We start from the raw sequence: 18352 nt of genomic DNA on the forward strand, positions 1-18352 counted from the left end.
AGATTATGGGCAGGGAATAGTTGAGCACAAATAATGATCGGAGGGTAGGTGAATCAGATTTCACAACCATCCGTATCGTTTATCTTGCCTATTCTTAATGAAGAACGTGATTTGGAAAATTGTGTCTCAGCAATTCTTCAGCAAGATTACCTTGGAAGTATTGAAATAATTTTGGCCCTTGGGCCATCAATAGATAAAACTACGCAAATTGCTAACACCATAGCTGCTGGTGACACCCGAATTAAGTTGGTTGATAATCCAACTGGACAGACCGCACGGGGATTAAATTTAGCTATTAAATCTAGCTCTTATGAAATTATCTGTCGGATTGATGGGCATTCAGAGATAGACAGAGCTTATATAAAAACTGCAGTTTTGATTATGCAAGAGACGGGTGCGGTAAATGTGGGTGGATTGATGTACGCCAATAGTGAGTTTGGCTTGCAAAGAACCATCGCACAAGCAATGCGATCTAAATTAGGTGTTGGACCATCCAAATTTCACACAGGCGGTAAAGCTGGTGCTTCCGACACTGTTTATCTTGGAGTATTTAAGAAATCTGCGATTATTGCAGCCGGTGGTTTTGATGAGCGTTATATCAGGGCACAAGATTGGGAATTAAACCATCGAATGCGAAAGCAGGGCGGTTTAATTTGGTTTGATCCACGATTAATTGTTACCTACCGACCACGTAACTCATTTAGTAAATTAGCTAAACAGTATTTCCAATACGGTCGCTGGCGCAGAGTTATTGCTCGTCAGCATCCACAGACGGTTAATTATCGATACCTTGCTCCACCGATTGCAGTTGTCATAACTCTAGTATCTATATTTACCGGATTATTTATAAACCGAATTCTAATATTGCCCAGCCTTGCTTACATTTTTCTATTACTTATCGGCGGATTTCTAATCGGAAAGAAATTAGTTGATAGATTGATCATGCCATTTGTACTGGCAACTATGCATTTTTCATGGGGAGTGGGTTTTCTTACCTCGCCTAAAAAACTATTTAAAGATTAATTTTTGTGCAGTACTGAATTTAAGCCACCCCAGCTACCAGTTTTTGGCAGCACTTCAAGTGATCCAGTTTGCGAATTGCGCCGAAACAACAAGTTATTGGCGCCACTTAACTCTTTAGCCTTAACTATTTTTCCATCTGGTAACGTTATTTTTGATCCAGCAGTGACATAATTTCCCGCCTCAACTACACAATCATTACCTAGCGAAATTCCAACCCCAGAGTTTGCCCCCAGTAAAGTTCTTTCGCCAATAGAAATAATCTCTTTGCCACCGCCACTTAAGGTGCCCATAATCGAGGCACCGCCACCAATATCACTGCCATCGCCAACTACTACTCCGGCACTAATCCTTCCCTCCACCATAGATTTACCTAAGGTGCCAGCGTTAAAATTTACAAAGCCTTCATGCATGACAGTTGTGCCAGCAGATAAGTAAGCACCTAGTCGGACCCGGTCACCATCTGCAATTCTCACGCCCGCTGGAATTACATAATCAACCATTCTTGGGAATTTATCTACACCGTAAATGGTGAGGTTTTGAAACTTGCTCTGTAATTGTGGCCTTACTTTCTCAAAGCCCTCAACTTCACAAGCCCCAGCTGATGTCCAAACCACATTTGAAAGTAAGGAGAAAATTCCGTCTAAATTAATACTATTTGGTTTAACTAACCGATGAGAGAGTAGATGCAATCTTAAGTAGACATCTGCAGCATCTTTTGGCTTATCGTTGAGATTACTCTTTACCTCAATTGCAACCCGTTTAACCTTACGGATTGGATCTTCACCAATTAAGGATTTGAAATTACTATCCATGTTATTTGTTGGTGGATTGCCAAGACCTAATTGATAGAAGGAACACTCAAGGGTTGAAGCTGAAAGGTTTTGGGTGGCAATACCAAAGCCATATGCGGTGCTTTGGCTAGCGTTCATTAGCCAACGGTATCAAAGTGCATGGAAGGCAATAGACTAATTTCATGCGCGTATCAGTATTCTGCTCATCTGCTCCCAATATTCCACAAACTTCACTGGAATTGGCATTTAATATTGGAAAAGCAATTGGCGATCAAGGTTGGGATCTAGTTTGGGGTGGTGGCAAAGCCTCAATGATGGGAGAGGTTGCAAAAGGTGCAAGATCTACCGGAGCAGCGACAATTGGTGTGATTCCAGAAGGGTTGAAGAAGGTTGAGTTTGAAGATACAGATGCTACAAATATGCATGTGGTTACAAATATGCGCACCAGAAAAGCAAAAATTGAGGATTTAGCAGAGGCATTTATTATTTTGCCTGGTGGTATCGGCACATTGGAGGAGTTTTTTGAAATTTGGGTCGGTAGATATTTAAAGTTTCACCACAAACCTATCGCAGTATGTGATCCCACTGGAGTTTATGCACCATTACAGGTTGCTATCGACCATCTTGCAGCCCAAAATTTTATGAAAGCAGGCCAAGCTGAACTGGTTAGTTGGTGCAGCGATATTCCAACAACAATTGAGGCGATCAGAATAAAATGAATAAACTTTCAAATCTCTCGCTGACAATTAAGATTAATAAGCCAATCAAAACTGTCTGGGGTGCATTGGTTGACTGGCAAGGTCAAAGTAATTGGATGCTTCAAACTAAGGTCTGGTCAGAGTTAGATCAAGATAGAACTGTTAAGAATGGCAAAGGAGTTTTGATATTTGCCTTTACTGGATTATTTCCAAAGCTATATCCAAATTTAAAATTAGGGATTTTAGACACTATGGAGATAACTAAGTGGAAACCACCAGTAATTTGCGAGGTGGTTCATATTGGCAGAGTAATTAGAGGCACTGGAAAATTTGAATTGAAACCAGTACGTGGTGGAACAGTGTTTTACTGGCAGGAGGAGATTTTGGCTCCAGCAATAGTTTTGTTGTTTATTAAGCCGATGTTGCTAATCGGAGTCTGGCTCTCACTGCGGCGATTTAGTCGACAAGTTTCGGCTTAGGTCGAAAGTATTGGCCCTGCCGAGTAATCTTTATACATGGCATCTGAGGGCAACAGTAAGACGATCGCTGAACTGATTGCCACATTGCCAGAAGAGGAACGGCTGATTTTGACATTGCACTTTGTAAATATGATCAGTACATCTGAGATTGCGGCAAAACTTGAAGTGCCCGAACGGGCGGTTATTTCAGTTATCACATCAGGCAGATCCCGCCTAATTGGCTTGATTTCTTAAGGTTATTTATAAGGATTTCCCACCCGCAGGTATATAGGGGATAATTGCCCCTCTACTAAGAATGATCTGGAATTAATAATTTTGGCAGGGGAGAGTTAAATGGCAGCGATGAAACCAAGAACTGGTGATGGTCCAATGGAGGTCACCAAAGAGGCTCGTTCCATGGTGATGCGAATTCCACTTGAGGGTGGCGGCAGATTAGTCGTTGAGTTAAATGTGGAAGAGGCAACCAATCTTGGAAATGTATTACAAGCTGCTGTTGCATTAGTAAAAAAGTAACCGACTGAACTAATTTAACTCAGGGTTATGGCTCAAAAACTCCCAGATCTATATCCAAAACTTTCTTACCTTCCAGAAGATGATTTGGAGTTCACTCGTTTTACAGCTGTGGCACTGCCAGTGCTTGCTGGTGAAAAAATACAAATCAGCAAGAGTAGGTTTTTAACGGCACTTACAAATTTCACCAAATTAGATTTAAACATAGAGTTAGGTAATTGGCCTGATTTTGCGGCAAAAGCTGGGGAAATTATTGAGGTCCCATTATCAGCAGGCTCACTAAAGCGCATATATTTAGTTGGAGTTGGTGAAGAAAATCAAAATGATGTCCGCAAAGCCGCCGCCGCTCTAGGTAGGCGGGTTAAATCAAGTAATGCTTTACTGCTTTCTGCGCTGGTAAGCGATAAGAAGCTAGTAACTACAGCGGCAGTGGCATTTACGTTATCTAATTATCAGTACTCACTAAAGAGTGATCAAAAAGATAAGAAGCCCGAGTTTGTAATTTATGGTGATTTTGAAGCCGAGATTGAGCGTGCTGATGTTTTGGCATCAGCTGTATGGCAGGCGCGAGATCTTATCCACACGCCATCAAATATTAAGAATCCAGAGTGGCTAGCAAAACAAGCAACTGCCATGGTTTCTAAGGCAAAAAGTTCCAGTCTTTCGCTAAGCATTAAATCTGGTCGGGCAATAAAGGATTTTGGTGGCTTAGTAGCAGTTGGAAACTCATCTCCCAATCCAGGTCCAAGATTAATTGAACTTACCTATGCACCAAAAGGTTCATCTGCTTGGCCTCATGTTGTATTGGTTGGCAAGGGAATTACCTTTGATACTGGTGGCGTTTCATTGAAGCGCCCCTACGACACCATGGTTGGTATGAAGAGTGATATGGCAGGGGCTGCAGCTGTTTTGTGCGCAACTGTTGCACTTGCAAGAATTAAACCAAAAGTTAAGGTGACTACATTATTAATGGTCGCAGAGAACGCTTTATCTGCGACGGCCCAGCGCCCATCTGATGTAATTAAACATTATGGCGGTACTACTGTTGAGGTGTTAAATACTGATGCTGAAGGCAGATTAGTTTTAGCAGATGGACTTGCTTATGCAGATTTAACACTTGATCCAGATTATTTAATAGATGTAGCAACTCTTACCGGTGCTGCAACATTAGGCCTTGGCCGCCAATATGCTGCGATGTACACCAGAAAAAACAGTTTAGCTAAGCGATTATTTGAAGTTGGCAACAACGTTGGTGAAAAAGTATGGCATATGCCATTAGTTGATGATTATGCACAAGCTTTGCAAAGTGAGGTGGCAGATTTAAATCATTTAGCAGACAAAATGGGCTTCTCAGCTGGTTCAATCACCGCTGCTTTATTTTTAGAAAAGTTTGTCGGTGAACGCAACTGGGTCCATCTTGATATTGCTGGCACAGGTAGATCAGAGGTTGATGCGGGTGAAAACATTAAAGGTGGAACAGGTTTTGGTGTTAGGTTGTTAATTGAGTGGCTGGCAACATTTTGAAAGATTCAACTTCACTACGCACAGATATGAACGCATATGCGGAGAGTTTTGCACATGAAGATTATTTCAAGCAACAAGCAAGGGCTAATGGTCAAGAGGTAGGAGCAACTGATCCAACTGCTGCGGTAGGAAATTTTCTAAAGTTTACAGCTCAACTATTAAAAGCTAAATCTGTTGTAGAAATTGGAACCGGATCAGGAGTTGGTGGGCTTTGGCTTTTAAGTGGGATGTCTGATGATGCGGTGTTGACCACAATTGATTCTGAACGAGAACACTCAAAAATTGCTCGCACAGTATTTGAAGATGCTGATATCTCATCTACAAAGTATCGAATCATTACTGGGAAATTAATCGAGGTAATCGGAAAATTAGCTGATAACTCCTATGATTTAATTATCATTCGACCAGCTTTAGATCTATTTGATATGGTGCAAGAGTCTCATCGATTGTTAAAAACTGGTGGATTACTAATTATTGACCAGGTGTTAAGCGGCGGTAAAGTGGTGGATCCAACTCAACGAGATCCTGAGAGTATTGCAAGGCGTGATGTGATTAAGGTCGTAAAAGAGGATGAACGATGGACAGCCACAGTGATTCCAATTGGCGCCGGCATATTAGTTGCCAATAAACTTCCTTAAATGAAGCCACCATCAGATACTCCATGGTGGCAGAGCAGTGCACAGACAAAGCCTGCACAATTAGTAAGGGTGAGAAGTAACTCCAATTTTTTTGTGCTCGCAATAGTAATAGCGATTATTGCCGGCGGTATTGGAGCAGTAGTTGGTCGCAACAGTTCTACCAACTTGGGTGCAAACTTAGTCCAGACAAATAATTCAGTAGAGCGGGCGCCAGATTCGATAGCAGCCCTTGCTGCTCGAGTGATTCCGGCGGTGGTTTCGATTTCAGTCAAAGGTGTAAATGGCTCAGGTACTGGATCTGGTTTCTTTTTTGATAGTGATGGATTTATTTTGACTAATAACCATGTGATTGATGCGGCTGCCAGGGGTGGGAGTATCAATGTGAAACTATCTGATGGTAAAAAATATCCAGCAAAATTGATTGGGCGAGATAGTTCATATGATTTAGCAATACTAAAAATAGAGGTGATATCAGCACCAACTTTGCAGCTAGGAAACAGTGATCAAGTGCAAGTAGGGGATGCGGTGATTGCAATTGGTTCACCACTTGGCTTATCAGGAACTGTCACTTCAGGAATTATCAGTTCTAAAAATCGAGCTGTTACTACTGGAAGTGGTAGTGGTGAGAGCTCCTTCATTAATGCACTTCAAACTGATGCGGCTATTAATCCAGGAAATTCAGGAGGTCCGCTAGTTGATGCCACAGGTGCGGTAGTTGGCGTAAATTCAGCGATTGCAACACTTGGTTTTACTAGCCAAGCAGGTTCAATCGGACTGGGTTTTGCAATTCCGATTAACCAAGCAAAGAAAACCGCGGAGCAGTTGATCGCAACAGGATCTGCCACCTATCCAATTATGGGAATTTCAGTAGATTCTAGATTTACCGGCACTGGTGCGCTAATAAGCAGTGAAGGAGCTGGCGTCACACCTGGTGGACCAGCAGATAAAGCTGGCTTAAAAGAAGGGGATGTAATCATTGAGTTTGGTGGAGTTGAGGTCGAAAACTCAGATGAATTAATTGTGATGATTCGCAGCAAAAGTGTGGGCGATAAAGTAACTATTCAATACCAACGAAATAATATTACCCGTCAAACAACCGTTACGCTTGCTGCATCAAAGGGGTAGGAAATATGTTTAACATTGGTGGCGGTGAAATCCTTGCACTTATTGTGGTGGGCATGATTTTAATTGGTCCAGACAGAATGCCAACTGTGGCAGCTGATGCGGCTAGATTATTAATTAAAATTAAAAAAATGGCACAAAAAGTGACAAATGAAATAAAGGATAACCTTGGGCCTGGCTATGAGGATTTACAGGTTCAGGACCTGCATCCAAAAGCTTTAATCAAAAAACATATCTCTGATGTAATCGATAAGTCAGATTTTGATGCTAAGCCAAAACCTAGAATAGATCCAGATATTTTATGAGTACCACTGATTTAATCAGAGAAGCACTAGGGAATGTGATCGACCCAGAGCTTCATAAGCCACTACCTGAGCTAGGAATGGTGGAGTCGGTAGATTTTTCATCCGGGGCAGCAAAGATCGGCATTTTATTAACAATAGTTGGTTGCCCAATGAAGGATCGATTAAAAGCAGATATCACCAAGGCACTTAGTGATATCAAAGAAGTTACTTCAATTGAGGTTATTTTTGGTGTAATGAGTGAAGAACAACGAAATAATGTAAAGAAAATAATCAGGGGCGGACGTGAAAAGTTTATTCCATTTGCCCAACCTGATTCCTTAACTAGAGTTTTAGGTATTGCGTCAGGTAAAGGTGGTGTAGGCAAATCATCTGTGACTGTTAATTTGGCGGTGGCAGCAGCAAAGCGTGGCCTTAAGGTAGGAATTTTAGATGCAGATGTTTATGGCCATTCAATTCCAAGACTTATGGGAATTTTAGATAAAAGACCCACTGCAATTGATCAAACCTTTATTCCAGTTGAAAATTACGGTGTAAAGGTTGTTTCAATGGAGATGTTTAAACCAGAAAGATCAGACCCAGTTGCATATCGTGGTCCGCTCCTGCACCGAGTACTTGAGCAATTATTAAGTGATGCTTATTGGGGGGACTTAGATTTACTTCTTCTTGACTTACCACCCGGCACCGGTGATATCGCAATTTCACTCGGTCAATTAATCCCTGGATCTGAAATTATTGTTGTCACCACACCACAAATTGCGGCGGCAGAGGTCGCCGAACGAGCTGGCCGCATCGCACACCAAATAAAACAGCCAGTAATTGGTGTAATTGAAAATATGTCTGACACCACTTGTGCAAAGTGTGGTGAAAAGATTTCAATATTTGGTTCAGGTGGAGGGGAAGAAACTGCTAAAAGATTGAGTGAATTAGTTGGCGCAGATGTGCCACTGCTAGCAAAAGTGCCATTTAATGCTGAGCTGCGTGAGGGCGGGGATCAGGGAAAGCCAATAGTGTTGGCAGATCAAAAAGTGATGGATATTTTTGACGGGATTCTAGATAGAATAATTATTAGACCTAAATCCTTAGTTGGAGTTAGGCTTAATGTAAATACTTAAGGCTTTTTGTTTATTTTTTGAACAATTTCCTCAATCGCATCAGCTATTTCACCATGCAAATACTCTCGAGTTGTTACCTCACCAATTGCAGTTCGTAGACTGGCCAATTCACGTGTTAAGTACTCAGTATCTGCCAAGTTTTGTTCATTTCGCTCCCGATCCTCTTTGTTCTGCACACGATCTCGATCAGTTTGACGATTTTGCGCAAGCAAAATCAACGGCGCAGCGTAGGATGCTTGCAGCGAGAGAATTAATGTTAAGAATATAAATGGATAATTATCAAACTTTAAATTATCAGGCGCGAGTGAATTCCAGGTGACCCAAAATAGTACAAAAGTAGTCATATATACCAAGAATCTAGATGTTCCCAAGAATCTTGCAAATCGCTCCGACCATCGACCAAAGGTCTCTGGATCGTAAGATGGTTTTAGGGTTCTACGAGATTCACGTGGAAACTCCAGTGAATTCTTGTTAATTTTTGCTTTTGCCATGATTACTCCTCCATGGTTTCTGCTTTAACTAAATCTTTATGACGCCAGTTTTCTGGCAATAAGTGATCTAGTACGTCATCGACTGTTACTGCGCCCAGTAACCGCTCATTTGTGTCCACGATTGGCGCAGCTAAGAGGTTATAACTTGCTAGGTGTGATGCAACCTCATTTAATGCAGTCTCAGGTGCAAGTGGAGTGATATCTGAATCTAATATTCCACCCAACAAAGTTGCTGGTGGCTCGCGTAGTAAGCGTTGAAAATGCACCACACCCATTAATCTGCCAGTTGGTGTTTCAACTGGTGGCCGGCAAACAAAAACTTGAGAAGCAAGCCCAGGTGCAACTTCAGATAATCTAACTCGAGATAATGCTTCAGCAACTGTTGCATCAGCTGTTAAAACAATTGGCTCGGTCGTCATCATTCCACCAGCTGTGTAATCCTCATAATCCATTAAACGTGCAACATCTTCTGCATCCTCTGGCTCCATCAGCGCTAAAAGCTTTTGTGCTTTCTCTTTTCCAATCTCACGCAGCAAATCTGCAGCATCATCTGGATCCATCTCCTCCAAAACATCAGCGGCTCGTTCTCCTTCAAGCTCTGCAAGTAAAGCAACTCTGGAAGTTTCATCCATCTCCTCCAGAACATCCGCCAGCCGCTCATCATCTAACGCGCGAGCAATCTCTACTCTGCGCTTGGTATTTAATTCAAGAATCACGGAGGCTAAATCAGCTGGTCGTAAATTTGCCAGCGTTCCAAGTAGGTTGTTAACGCCCTGATTACTTTCAGTAGTAGTAATCCCTGAAATCTCTGACCACAAGAGGGTTGAGTAATTTCCACGCTTTCTGAATCCAGTTCCACGGTGCATTATGTGAATATGCTCAATAAACCAATCCCCAGTTTTAGATAGCTCCATTGCAATATCTTCAACAGTAACTTTTTCTTCACTATCATTTAATGTAACCGTTCGATCAAGCATCTCTGAGAGCACAGTTATCTCATTGGCACGTGGTTCAAATCTACGCATATTTAATAACCCAGTGATTATTACGTGACCATTATTAATCGAGGTTACTCGAGTGATAGGAATAAAGATTCGCTTGCGTGGAGGAACTTCGATAATCAAACCAAGAATTCTTGGTGGTTGATTGTTGCTACGCAAAGTTGCGACCGCATCCCTAACCTTGCCAAGTTGATCACCATTTGGGTCAAAGACCCCAGTACCAGCTAATCGGGCTAGGAATACACGATTTAGGATTGAACCTTTACTTGTATTCATGGGATAAGGGTATCGTCTAGATACCAATTCATAATAATAATTAATTTGCAGATAGGTTTTACCTATGAAAGATCAAGACCACACCAAATTACCAACTGGGCGTGATATCCCATTTCTGTTTCTTGGCGTGATCGGAATCGGCTCCTCAGGTCCAATAATCGCGAAAAGCACCATGCCAATTCCTACCTTAATTTTCTGGCGAAACTTAGTGGGTGCATTAGTAATGCTGCCCTTCGCACTTGCTAGGGGTGAGTGGAAAACTGCTACCCAACGAAATGCAATACGTTGGTCGGTATTGGCCGGGGTTTTACTTGCCACACATTTTATTTGTTTCTTTTGGGCCATGAAGTTGACTAGTGTGGCAACTGGCACTGCACTGACTGCCACTCAACCAATATTTGCGGCATTATTTATAAAACTTACAGGTGGGCACATTCCAAACAAATCAATCGGTGGCATGGTGATTGCATTTTTCTCGGTAGTTTTGATCACCGGCGTAGATTTAAATCTTTCAGTACGCGCCTTTCAAGGAGACATGTTGGCGGTCTTTGGTGGCGCAGTAGGGGCGGCTTACATGATGATTGGGGCTAGAGTTCAAAGAGAGATCTCTACCTCAACCTTTACAACAATCTGTTTCGCCACCTGTGCGGTTTTAATTTTTCCGGTGGCTATATTAAGTAATTCGGCACTCACTGGGTTTTCCACAGCTGAGTGGATCTTGCTGGCAGGATTAATATTGGGCGCCCAATTTTTGGGGCATACATTATTTAATTTCACCTTAAAAAGAGTTTCCCCTGCAGTTGTTTCCCTAGTTGTATTTTTTGAAGTTCCCGTGAGCGCTATCTTGGCTTATATTTGGTTAGGACAACAACCACCATCGGGCACAATTCCTGGAATCATCGGGCTGCTTTTTGGCTGCACCTTATTCGTATTACGTTCTAATAAATCAAGTAGTGTAAATGAAATTAAATAGATGATTGATTTACATACCCACACCAATTGCAGTGATGGTACTGATACACCTACTGAACTTGTCAACAAAGCACTAGCGGCTGGAATTTCAATTTTGGGATTAACTGACCATGATTCAACTGCCGGCTGGCAAGAGGCGGTGGCAGCACTTCGTCCCGGCATCTCACTTGCACCTGGTGCTGAAATATCCTGCCAAACCTCTGATGGTATTAGCGTTCACATTTTAGGACTGCTGTTTGATCCAGAAAATCAAGAGCTCACTAATGTAATGGAGCAGACTAGAGAAAACAGATATGGCAGAATGGAAAAAATTATTGCCCGAATTAATGCGGCAGGAATAGATATCACAATGGCAGAGGTGTTGGCGCAATTATCAGATGGGGCAACTCTGGGTAGACCACATCTTGCTGATGCACTAATTATAAAGGGAGTCTTTAATAATCGTGAAGAAGTTTTCGCACAGATGCTGCATAACAAATCAAAATATTACGTATCCCACCACTCGCCATCACCTGAAGCGGTAATTAAGTTGATCAAGGCTGCCGGTGGAGTATCAGTGATTGCCCATCCGATGGCATCTCATCGTGGTCGAACCATCTCAATTCAAACCTTTGGTTCTCTAATAACAGCTGGCTTGGATGGGGTTGAGGTGGACCACCGAGATCACTCACCTGATGAAAAAAAGGCGTTGATTGAACTTGCGCAAGAGTTTAATTTAGTTATGACTGGCGCCAGCGATTATCACGGTAACGGCAAGCTCAATACTTTGGCTGAGTACACCACCAACCCGGAGCAATGGGAAAAACTTGAATCAAGGGCAAACGCCCGTAGGGTAGTTAAGGTTTAAGTATTAGTTGGCAAAGCCAACGCGACGGTCTGCTGATTCGCCGACTTCAACAAAACTTATCTTGCTATGCGGAACAAGAATTTCTCGACCTTTGGTGTCACTTAGCGATAAGAGTGTTGCAGACTTAATTGCTTCATTAACTTTTGCGATTACCTCAGCTTGAGTACTGGCACACTCAAAATTTATCTCTTGAGTGGTATCAGAAATGCCAATCTTTACATCAGTTTTTGTTGCACTTTTTACCTTTGCTGTAGCCATTGCTTAACCTTATCTATTGGGAGATTACTTTGCGAATTTAAGATTGTGACTTAGGGAACCCAGAAATACCTCGCCAAATCAAATTCATTACTAGTTCAGTAGCGCGCTGGCGATCAATCTTTCCATCCCTATCCAACCAATGCCTGGCAGTGGTTTGGACGGTGCCAATAATGCCGACTGCAAGCATCATCGATTCTTCTTTACCCAAACCGGTATCTATTGAAATCACCGCACTCACCGCAGCGGCGCAATCATAGGTCATGCGATTTAAGCGTTCCCTGACCTGAGGCTCTAAATTCATATCACTTTCAAAAAGTAATCTAAATGCCTCACCTTCAGAGTTAATAAAGCCAAAGTAGGCTTCAACAGTTGCTGAAACTCTCGCAGAGTTTTCTCGATTTGATGCGATTGCTTTTTGAATTGCAAAAACTAATGAATCAATATGAAGATCTAATACCGCTAGATAAAGCTCTAACTTTGAGGGAAAGTGCTGGTATAAAACTGGTTTACTAACCTTAGCTCGATCTGCAATCTCATCCATCGCAGCTGAGTGGTAGCCAGCGGCTGTGAAAACCTCAAGGGCGGCAACTAGAAGTTGCGCACGTCTTTCATCGCGAGGTAACCGTGCAACTTTATCCTCCAGCATTTCTCAATTCTAATCTGTAATCAGATAAATTGTCAGGTTTTATTACTTTTATAGTTATATTGTGCGGGTGAAAACAGATAAAAGATTGTTATTAGTACACGCCCATCCAGATGATGAGACCATCAACAATGGTGTGACGATGGCTAAATATGCAGCTGAAGGAGTGCATGTCACCTTGGTTACCTGCACCAGAGGCGAAGAGGGTGAGGTGCTGGTAGAAAGTTTAAAAAATTTAGCAAGTGATAGAGATGACAAACTCGGACCTCATCGCGAGATTGAGCTGCATGATGCGATGGTTGAACTTGGAATTAGTGATTTTCGGTTCTTAGGAGCGCCAAATAAAAAATGGCGAGATAGTGGAATGATGGGCGCCCCACAAAATGATCGTGATGACGTTTTTTGGCAATCTGATTTAGATGAGGCTGCAAATGAGTTGGTTAAGATAATTCTGGAGATAAAGCCACAGGTATTGATTACTTACGATGAGTTTGGTGGGTATGGACACCCTGATCACATAAAAGCGCATCGGGTAGCGATGCGGGCTGCTGAACTTTCAGCAACTCAAGGCTGGCAAATTGCAAAAATTTATTGGAACACAATGCCAAGATCTGTTTTGCAAGATGGCATAGATAAGATGAAAGCGGTGGGTTCAGATTTCTTTGGCGCTGAGAGTGCTGATGATCTGCCATTTGCAAAAGCTGATGAGTTAGTGACCTCAGTCGTTAACGCTCAGGAGTATGTGCCACAAAAATTAGCCGCGATGAAGGCACATGCCACTCAGATATCGGTTGATGGACCATTTTTTGCGCTGTCAAATAACCTGGGCTTATCTGTCTGGGCAGATGAGTACTACACCTTGGTTAAGGGGGAGATATCTGCACCATTTGATGAAAATGGCCGAGAGTTAGATATCTTTGCTGGAGTGAAATAATGAAGATCATAAAGTCAGTGCTTTTTGGTGCACTAATCGCATTTAGCGCAACCTTGTTGCACAATTACCTGCCACCCTTCGGATTTGTTGCATCATTATTGCTTACCTACTTAGGTATAAGAGTTGTTGGCCAAAATTTGTATTATCTGCGCTATCAAGTTTTAGCAGGTGCAACTTGGCTGGCAGTAGTAATCAGAGCTGGCACGCCAGGTGATGGTGATGAGCTATTAATTTATGGAAATACTTATGGAAACCTTTTTTTAATTAGTGGTTTTGCAGTAGTTGTTTTCAGCCTAGTCTTATCAAGGTCCAACTCCCGCTAGATTAACCAGTCCCAACTTTGTCCCTCTTTACTATCCCTTACCACCACTTTATTTTCTGCAAGAAGATCTCGCAGGCGATCACTTTCAGCAAAATTTCCGGAGGCTCGTGCTTGCACTCGCTTTTCTAGCAAATCAGCAAGTTCTACCGGTAACTCACTCTTATAAGGCTGCCTAGCTAAATCTAGACCAAAGACCTTATCGGCTGCGATAAAAATTTCGTACTTACTTGCAGCAGAGATAATTTCAGATTTTTCAATCCCTCGCAATTTTTGTAATGCTCTTGGGGTATCAAGGTCTTGTCGCAAATCCGCCATAATCTCATCGGTAAACCTTTGCACCGCAGCTTGATCTACCTGCTGATCACCCTTCCAGGATTGAACTCGTTGCCGCCACCTTTGCAGCAATAAGTGCGCAGCCTTCAAACTATCCCAACTTAAATCCATTTGACTTCGGTATCGATTCTCCAAAAAACAAAGTCGAAGTGATAGCGGATCAATATGCCTCACCGTTAAATCAGAGACTAGAACAACATTGCCGGTGCTCTTAGCCATTTTCCTCCCCTCAAATAACAGGTGCTCACCATGCACCCAAAGTGCAACTGCTTCCTGATTTATTGCTGCATTTGATTGCGCTCGCTCATTTTCATGGTGAGGAAAGCGCAAATCAATTCCACCAAGATGTAAATCTACAAATTTATCTAGGTAGTGCAATGACATAGCAGAGCACTCAATGTGCCAACCCGGAAAACCTTTGCCCCAAGGTGAATCCCAAATCATTTCACTGCGGCCAGCAGCCGCTTTCCAAAGCGCCCAATCTGCGTGAAATCTCTTTGCACCATCCTCGGTGTATTCAAAGCGATGGCCCGGCTTAAGTGAGTCCAATCTATTTCCACTGATTGCGCCATACCCAGCAAAGGATTGTGCATCAAAATAGACACAATCATCACTGCCGACATAAGCATTATTAGATTTAATTAATTGTGCAATCAAATCATGCATCAAATCAATACACTCACTTGCTTTGGGATATGAATCAGCTGGGCTGATATTTAGGGTTTTTAGATCGGTATGAAATCTTTTTTCGTAGGTGCGAGCAATTTCAAATGGATCTTTAGATTCAGCTTTTGCCTGAGCTAGTATCTTGTCCTCCACAAAATCCTCCGACATATGTCCAACATCGGTAATGTTTTGGATAAATTCAACAGAGTAATTGAGAAATTTTGCAAGGCGGGTAATCAAATCTCCCAGCAAAAATGTGCGCATATTGCCCACATGGGCATCTCGGTAAACAGTAGGTCCACAGCTATAGATTCTTAAATTTTTGCCGTTGCTACTTACCAGTGGTTGTAACTTTCGGCTTTTGGTATCAAATAATAAGATCTCTTTATTGCTCATTTATTGGGCACAATCTTCCATACTGCGATCTTGCTTGGGTCAAAGGTAATCAAAGTGCCATCTTTCTTTTTCACCGTGTTTTCACTCACTAAAATACCCAGTAAGTCCCGGTAGCCACCTGCAGGATCATGTAATCGAATGCTTACCCGCTCACCAACCTGAGCCGCTGATGGCTGCATTTGACCCTCTCTACTAAACTTAAGGCTTAATAAACATTAAGAGTAATGGCAGTATTCTCTACCTAATCAGGCAGATCTAGCTGTAAGGAGTGGCATGACCTACATAATTGCTCAACCTTGTGTTGATGTTAAAGACAAATCATGTATTGAAGAGTGCCCAGTTGATTGCATCTATGAGGGCGATCGCATGCTCTATATCCAACCCGATGAGTGTGTGGATTGTGGTGCCTGTGAGCCAGTCTGCCCAGTAGAAGCTATTTACTATGAAGATGATGTGCCATCGCAGTGGAAAGAATATAGCGAGGTTAACTCTAAATTTTTTATAGAGATCGGCTCTCCCGGGGGCGCAGCAAAACTTGGCCCTACTGGTAAGGACCATCAAGTAGTTGCTGCATTACCGCCACAAGAGAAATAAGTTTTTTCTGAAACTGCCAGATTTTCCATGGGATTTGTTGGCACCATATGGTGAAAAGGCAAAAAAATATCCTGGCGGTTTCATAGATCTATCTCAAGGCACACCAGTTGATCCCACGCCAAAATTTATTCAAGAGCGGCTCTCCCAAGTTAGTAATTCACCTGGCTATCCAGTAACTGGAGGCACAGAGGAGTTGCGTCAAGGGATTCGACAGTGGGCGATAAAAAATCTTGGCGTAAGCGGTGAGTTTGATGTACTGCCATCAATTGGTTCAAAAGAATTCATTGCGCTATTACCAACATTTTTGCAGAGCAAAAAAATTCTTTATCCAAAAGTGGCTTATCCAACCTATCAAGTAAGTGGCATGATGGCATCGGCGCAGGTGCTGCCAGTTGAAATAGATGCCAACACTTGGCCGACTGCTGATTTAGCTTGGCTTAACTCACCCTCTAATCCAACTGGGCAGGTGCAGAATGAAACTGAATTAGCTGCTTGCATCAGTTGGGCTCGAAAAAATAATGCAATTGTTGCCAGCGATGAGTGTTATTTAAGCTTTGCTACTGACGCCAAATCAATCTTGGCGATAGCAAATGGTGATAACACCGGCCTGCTGGCGATTCATTCACTATCTAAGCGCTCAAATTTGGCGGGTTACCGTGCAGGCTTTGTGGTTGGGGATGTGAAATTAATTGATCGGATTAGACAGGTGCGAAAGCATGCGGGCTTAATGACCCCACTTCCAGTGCAGCAAGTCATGGTGACCGCGCTGGCTGATGAGCAGCATGTAAAGGAGCAGGTAGCGCGGTATGACCGGCGCAGGCAAATACTAAAAGCGGCGTTAATGAGTAAAGGATTTAAGATTGAATACAGCCACGCTGGTTTATATATCTGGTGTAGCAGAGGTGAGGATGGGTATAAAACCGTGGATTACTTTGCAAATCTAGGCATTTTAGTAACTCCAGGAGCTTTTTATGGCAGCGATCAATTTATTCGAATTGCATTAACGGCAACTGATGAAAATATCAGCCAAGCAGCTCAGCGGATAAGTGCATGAAAACCGGCGCAATTTTATTGGTGGGCGGTATGGGAACTCGGCTGTTGCCGTTAACCCTTAAAACTCCAAAGCCAATGCTGCAGGTGGCTGGTGTGCCATTTACAGAACACCAAATTAGAAAAGCAGCTGATGCTGGAGTATCGGAGATAGTTTTAGCCACCTCTTATAAAGCAGAGTTATTTGAGCCTTACTTTGGCAATGGTGAAAAATTTGGTATCAAGATCAAATACGCTGTAGAAAAAACCGCATTAGGCACTGGTGGTGGCATCCGTAATGCAGCAGCTGCTTTGGATAAGTGTGATCAGGTAGTGGTATTTAATGGGGATGTTTTAAGTGGCCATGATTTATCCGCGCAGTTAGATTTTCATCGCAAGAATAAAGCAGAGATAACATTGTATTTAACCAAGGTTCTAGATGCCAGAGCTTTTGGCTGCGTGGAATTGGCTGCAAATGACCAGGTTAAAACTTTTTTAGAAAAGATGGAAAACCCCGTAAGCAACTTAATTAACGCCGGGTGTTATATATTTAATCGCCAGGTGATTGAAAAGATTCCAGCAAATCAAGTAGTAAGTGTGGAACGGCAAACCTTTCCAGAGCTATTAGCTGCAGGTATTAGCGTCTTTGGTTATTTGGATAACTCATACTGGCTAGACATCGGCACCCCAGCTGCGTTAGTAAAAGCCTCTGCTGATCTAATTACTGGCCAAATAAAATCATCTGCCACCCCAAAACACAGTGGAGATTATTTAATCTCACCTACTGCATCAGTTGCTAGCAATAGCAGTATTAATAATGGCAGTGTTATTGAGTCTGAGGTATATATTGAGAGTAATTGTCAGATTAGTGGTTCAATAATTGGTAGCGGCGCAAAAATTGGGTCTAATTGCCGCATAACTGACTCAATAATTGCGCCAAATACCCAAATTGAGGCTGGAATGGTAGTTATCGGCAATTATTTAGGGTTTTAATCTCCACAATTTGGATACTACTGACTTGACTTATTTGAATTACAGGCGTGTAATTACCCCATTAGTGGGCACACCCTAGCCCTAGGTACTCGCGGAATTAACTTAAGAGTTATTGGAGAGATATGTCAGATCAACGTGCAGAGCTTGCAGCCCTAGTAGTTTCCTCAGAACAACTTTCTTGGCAGGAGCGGGCGCTTTGCGCTCAAACCGATCCAGAGGCTTTTTTCCCCGAAAAGGGTGGCTCAACTCGGGAGGCGAAGCGGGTCTGTCTTTCCTGTGAGGTCCGTGCTGAGTGCCTGGAGTACGCCTTAGCCCATGATGAGCGATTTGGAATTTGGGGCGGATTATCTGAACGTGAGCGTCGTCGCTTAAAGCGCCGTAGCGCTTAAAATTAC

Annotated in this window: 25 protein-coding genes; 18 read left to right on the forward strand and 7 right to left on the reverse strand. The window is 42.6% G+C overall.

Annotated features, from left to right (window positions below):
* The first annotated feature begins 48 nt into the window (after positions 1-48).
* Complete coding sequence (locus tag B1s21160_RS01045; RefSeq protein ID WP_190276952.1) at positions 49-1023, forward strand: glycosyltransferase family 2 protein; 975 nt, start codon at positions 49-51, stop codon at positions 1021-1023.
* On the opposite strand, the gene dapD is transcribed toward B1s21160_RS01045, so the two are convergent.
* Complete coding sequence (dapD, locus tag B1s21160_RS01050; protein ID WP_095672051.1) at positions 1020-1952, reverse strand: 2,3,4,5-tetrahydropyridine-2,6-dicarboxylate N-succinyltransferase; 933 nt, start codon at positions 1950-1952, stop codon at positions 1020-1022. The genes B1s21160_RS01045 and dapD overlap by 4 nt on opposite strands.
* 44 nt (positions 1953-1996) lie before the next feature.
* Here dapD and B1s21160_RS01055 point away from each other — a divergent pair, with 44 nt between their 5' ends.
* From B1s21160_RS01055 to B1s21160_RS01095, 9 genes are all read left to right on the forward strand, one after another.
* Positions 1997-2533: an LOG family protein gene (locus B1s21160_RS01055; RefSeq protein WP_041887347.1), complete on the forward strand. Its 537-nt coding sequence runs from the start codon at positions 1997-1999 to the stop codon at positions 2531-2533.
* Positions 2530-2991 carry an SRPBCC family protein gene (locus tag B1s21160_RS01060; protein ID WP_041887345.1) on the forward strand — a complete coding sequence of 154 codons (462 nt, stop codon included), beginning with the start codon at positions 2530-2532 and terminating at the stop codon, positions 2989-2991. The genes B1s21160_RS01055 and B1s21160_RS01060 overlap by 4 nt, the downstream gene beginning before the upstream one ends.
* 36 nt (positions 2992-3027) lie before the next feature.
* Complete coding sequence (locus B1s21160_RS01065) at positions 3028-3225, forward strand: RNA polymerase sigma factor (RefSeq protein WP_041887344.1); 198 nt, start codon at positions 3028-3030, stop codon at positions 3223-3225.
* Between the two features lie 99 nt (positions 3226-3324).
* Entirely contained in the window at positions 3325-3504 is a 180-nt protein-coding gene (locus B1s21160_RS01070; RefSeq protein ID WP_009612632.1) for a DUF3117 domain-containing protein, read from the forward strand.
* A gap of 27 nt (positions 3505-3531) precedes the next feature.
* Positions 3532-5025 carry a leucyl aminopeptidase family protein gene (locus B1s21160_RS01075; protein WP_041887342.1) on the forward strand — a complete coding sequence of 498 codons (1494 nt, stop codon included), beginning with the start codon at positions 3532-3534 and terminating at the stop codon, positions 5023-5025.
* Positions 5007-5663: an O-methyltransferase gene (locus B1s21160_RS01080; RefSeq protein ID WP_095672052.1), complete on the forward strand. Its 657-nt coding sequence runs from the start codon at positions 5007-5009 to the stop codon at positions 5661-5663. The genes B1s21160_RS01075 and B1s21160_RS01080 overlap by 19 nt, the downstream gene beginning before the upstream one ends.
* The gene (locus tag B1s21160_RS01085; RefSeq protein ID WP_041887340.1) at positions 5664-6788 is read left to right on the forward strand and encodes a S1C family serine protease; all 1125 of its coding nucleotides are present in this window, start codon (positions 5664-5666) and stop codon (positions 6786-6788) included.
* A gap of 5 nt (positions 6789-6793) precedes the next feature.
* Complete coding sequence (locus B1s21160_RS01090; protein WP_095672053.1) at positions 6794-7090, forward strand: sec-independent translocase; 297 nt, start codon at positions 6794-6796, stop codon at positions 7088-7090.
* The gene (locus B1s21160_RS01095) at positions 7087-8202 is read left to right on the forward strand and encodes an Mrp/NBP35 family ATP-binding protein (protein WP_041887336.1); all 1116 of its coding nucleotides are present in this window, start codon (positions 7087-7089) and stop codon (positions 8200-8202) included. Before B1s21160_RS01090 ends, B1s21160_RS01095 begins: the two co-directional genes overlap by 4 nt.
* Here the strand turns inward: B1s21160_RS01095 and B1s21160_RS01100 are convergent.
* Together B1s21160_RS01100 and B1s21160_RS01105 are read right to left on the reverse strand one after the other, a co-directional pair.
* Positions 8199-8693: a DUF1003 domain-containing protein gene (locus tag B1s21160_RS01100; RefSeq protein WP_041887334.1), complete on the reverse strand. Its 495-nt coding sequence runs from the start codon at positions 8691-8693 to the stop codon at positions 8199-8201. The genes B1s21160_RS01095 and B1s21160_RS01100 overlap by 4 nt on opposite strands.
* Before the next feature lie 2 nt (positions 8694-8695).
* The gene (locus B1s21160_RS01105; RefSeq protein ID WP_041887333.1) at positions 8696-9970 is read right to left on the reverse strand and encodes a magnesium transporter MgtE N-terminal domain-containing protein; all 1275 of its coding nucleotides are present in this window, start codon (positions 9968-9970) and stop codon (positions 8696-8698) included.
* Positions 9971-10034: 64 nt separating this feature from the next.
* Between B1s21160_RS01105 and B1s21160_RS01110 the strand changes: the two genes are divergently transcribed.
* A complete protein-coding gene (locus B1s21160_RS01110; protein ID WP_095672054.1) occupies positions 10035-10943 on the forward strand; it encodes a DMT family transporter in 909 nt (302 codons plus the stop codon).
* A complete protein-coding gene (locus B1s21160_RS01115; RefSeq protein WP_095672055.1) occupies positions 10944-11789 on the forward strand; it encodes a PHP domain-containing protein in 846 nt (281 codons plus the stop codon).
* 3 nt (positions 11790-11792) lie between these two features.
* Here the strand turns inward: B1s21160_RS01115 and B1s21160_RS01120 are convergent, their stop codons facing one another.
* Together B1s21160_RS01120 and B1s21160_RS01125 are read right to left on the reverse strand one after the other, a co-directional pair.
* Positions 11793-12047, reverse strand: coding sequence for a DUF3107 domain-containing protein (locus B1s21160_RS01120; RefSeq protein ID WP_095672056.1), 255 nt, complete (start codon positions 12045-12047; stop codon positions 11793-11795).
* Positions 12048-12084: 37 nt separating this feature from the next.
* Positions 12085-12693, reverse strand: a complete 609-nt coding sequence (locus tag B1s21160_RS01125; RefSeq protein ID WP_041887328.1) for a TetR/AcrR family transcriptional regulator — start codon at positions 12691-12693, stop codon at positions 12085-12087.
* A 61-nt stretch (positions 12694-12754) separates the two neighbouring features.
* Here B1s21160_RS01125 and mshB point away from each other — a divergent pair, with 61 nt between their 5' ends.
* On the forward strand, positions 12755-13624 hold the full coding sequence (mshB, locus tag B1s21160_RS01130) for an N-acetyl-1-D-myo-inositol-2-amino-2-deoxy-alpha-D-glucopyranoside deacetylase (protein ID WP_041887326.1): 870 nt from the start codon (positions 12755-12757) through the stop codon (positions 13622-13624).
* Complete coding sequence (locus B1s21160_RS01135; RefSeq protein ID WP_041887324.1) at positions 13624-13947, forward strand: hypothetical protein; 324 nt, start codon at positions 13624-13626, stop codon at positions 13945-13947. Before mshB ends, B1s21160_RS01135 begins: the two co-directional genes overlap by 1 nt.
* Here B1s21160_RS01135 and cysS read toward each other — a convergent pair.
* Both cysS and B1s21160_RS01145 read right to left on the reverse strand, forming a co-directional pair.
* Positions 13944-15341, reverse strand: coding sequence for a cysteine--tRNA ligase (cysS, locus tag B1s21160_RS01140; protein ID WP_095672057.1), 1398 nt, complete (start codon positions 15339-15341; stop codon positions 13944-13946). The two genes, B1s21160_RS01135 and cysS, sit on opposite strands and share 4 nt — an antisense overlap.
* The gene (locus tag B1s21160_RS01145) at positions 15338-15520 is read right to left on the reverse strand and encodes an LSm family protein (protein ID WP_041887320.1); all 183 of its coding nucleotides are present in this window, start codon (positions 15518-15520) and stop codon (positions 15338-15340) included. The genes cysS and B1s21160_RS01145 overlap by 4 nt, the downstream gene beginning before the upstream one ends.
* A 94-nt stretch (positions 15521-15614) precedes the next feature.
* Between B1s21160_RS01145 and fdxA the strand changes: the two genes are divergently transcribed.
* The 4 genes from fdxA to B1s21160_RS01165 all read left to right on the forward strand — a co-directional run bounded on the left by fdxA (position 15615) and on the right by B1s21160_RS01165 (position 18346).
* Complete coding sequence (gene fdxA / locus B1s21160_RS01150) at positions 15615-15935, forward strand: ferredoxin (protein ID WP_041887318.1); 321 nt, start codon at positions 15615-15617, stop codon at positions 15933-15935.
* Entirely contained in the window at positions 15907-16989 is a 1083-nt protein-coding gene (dapC, locus tag B1s21160_RS01155) for a succinyldiaminopimelate transaminase (RefSeq protein WP_223297964.1), read from the forward strand. The genes fdxA and dapC overlap by 29 nt, the downstream gene beginning before the upstream one ends.
* The gene (locus B1s21160_RS01160; RefSeq protein WP_095672058.1) at positions 16986-17957 is read left to right on the forward strand and encodes a nucleotidyltransferase family protein; all 972 of its coding nucleotides are present in this window, start codon (positions 16986-16988) and stop codon (positions 17955-17957) included. Before dapC ends, B1s21160_RS01160 begins: the two co-directional genes overlap by 4 nt.
* Positions 17958-18079: 122 nt before the next feature.
* Positions 18080-18346 (forward strand): WhiB family transcriptional regulator, encoded by a 267-nt coding sequence (locus B1s21160_RS01165; protein ID WP_018224761.1) that lies wholly within the window; start codon positions 18080-18082, stop codon positions 18344-18346.
* The last annotated feature ends 6 nt before the right edge of the window (positions 18347-18352 follow it).

The organism is Candidatus Nanopelagicus hibericus (assembly GCF_002288005.1).
GTDB classification, from domain to species: Bacteria; Actinomycetota; Actinomycetes; order Nanopelagicales; family Nanopelagicaceae; genus Nanopelagicus; species Nanopelagicus hibericus.

Coding starts and splice junctions, on each gene's coding strand:
- dapD (WP_095672051.1), bottom strand. CDS start 1,952: ATGAACGCTAGCCAAAGCACCGCATATGGCTTTGGTATTGCCACCCAA.
- B1s21160_RS01055 (WP_041887347.1), top strand. CDS start 1,997: ATGCGCGTATCAGTATTCTGCTCATCTGCTCCCAATATTCCACAAACT.
- B1s21160_RS01060 (WP_041887345.1), top strand. CDS start 2,530: ATGAATAAACTTTCAAATCTCTCGCTGACAATTAAGATTAATAAGCCA.
- B1s21160_RS01065 (WP_041887344.1), top strand. CDS start 3,028: ATGGCATCTGAGGGCAACAGTAAGACGATCGCTGAACTGATTGCCACA.
- B1s21160_RS01070 (WP_009612632.1), top strand. CDS start 3,325: ATGGCAGCGATGAAACCAAGAACTGGTGATGGTCCAATGGAGGTCACC.
- B1s21160_RS01075 (WP_041887342.1), top strand. CDS start 3,532: ATGGCTCAAAAACTCCCAGATCTATATCCAAAACTTTCTTACCTTCCA.
- B1s21160_RS01085 (WP_041887340.1), top strand. CDS start 5,664: ATGAAGCCACCATCAGATACTCCATGGTGGCAGAGCAGTGCACAGACA.
- B1s21160_RS01090 (WP_095672053.1), top strand. CDS start 6,794: ATGTTTAACATTGGTGGCGGTGAAATCCTTGCACTTATTGTGGTGGGC.
- B1s21160_RS01095 (WP_041887336.1), top strand. CDS start 7,087: ATGAGTACCACTGATTTAATCAGAGAAGCACTAGGGAATGTGATCGAC.
- B1s21160_RS01100 (WP_041887334.1), bottom strand. CDS start 8,693: ATGGCAAAAGCAAAAATTAACAAGAATTCACTGGAGTTTCCACGTGAA.
- B1s21160_RS01105 (WP_041887333.1), bottom strand. CDS start 9,970: ATGAATACAAGTAAAGGTTCAATCCTAAATCGTGTATTCCTAGCCCGA.
- B1s21160_RS01110 (WP_095672054.1), top strand. CDS start 10,035: ATGAAAGATCAAGACCACACCAAATTACCAACTGGGCGTGATATCCCA.
- B1s21160_RS01115 (WP_095672055.1), top strand. CDS start 10,944: ATGATTGATTTACATACCCACACCAATTGCAGTGATGGTACTGATACA.
- B1s21160_RS01120 (WP_095672056.1), bottom strand. CDS start 12,047: ATGGCTACAGCAAAGGTAAAAAGTGCAACAAAAACTGATGTAAAGATT.
- B1s21160_RS01125 (WP_041887328.1), bottom strand. CDS start 12,693: ATGCTGGAGGATAAAGTTGCACGGTTACCTCGCGATGAAAGACGTGCG.
- B1s21160_RS01135 (WP_041887324.1), top strand. CDS start 13,624: ATGAAGATCATAAAGTCAGTGCTTTTTGGTGCACTAATCGCATTTAGC.
- cysS (WP_095672057.1), bottom strand. CDS start 15,341: ATGAGCAATAAAGAGATCTTATTATTTGATACCAAAAGCCGAAAGTTA.
- B1s21160_RS01145 (WP_041887320.1), bottom strand. CDS start 15,520: ATGCAGCCATCAGCGGCTCAGGTTGGTGAGCGGGTAAGCATTCGATTA.
- fdxA (WP_041887318.1), top strand. CDS start 15,615: ATGACCTACATAATTGCTCAACCTTGTGTTGATGTTAAAGACAAATCA.
- B1s21160_RS01160 (WP_095672058.1), top strand. CDS start 16,986: ATGAAAACCGGCGCAATTTTATTGGTGGGCGGTATGGGAACTCGGCTG.
- B1s21160_RS01165 (WP_018224761.1), top strand. CDS start 18,080: ATGTCAGATCAACGTGCAGAGCTTGCAGCCCTAGTAGTTTCCTCAGAA.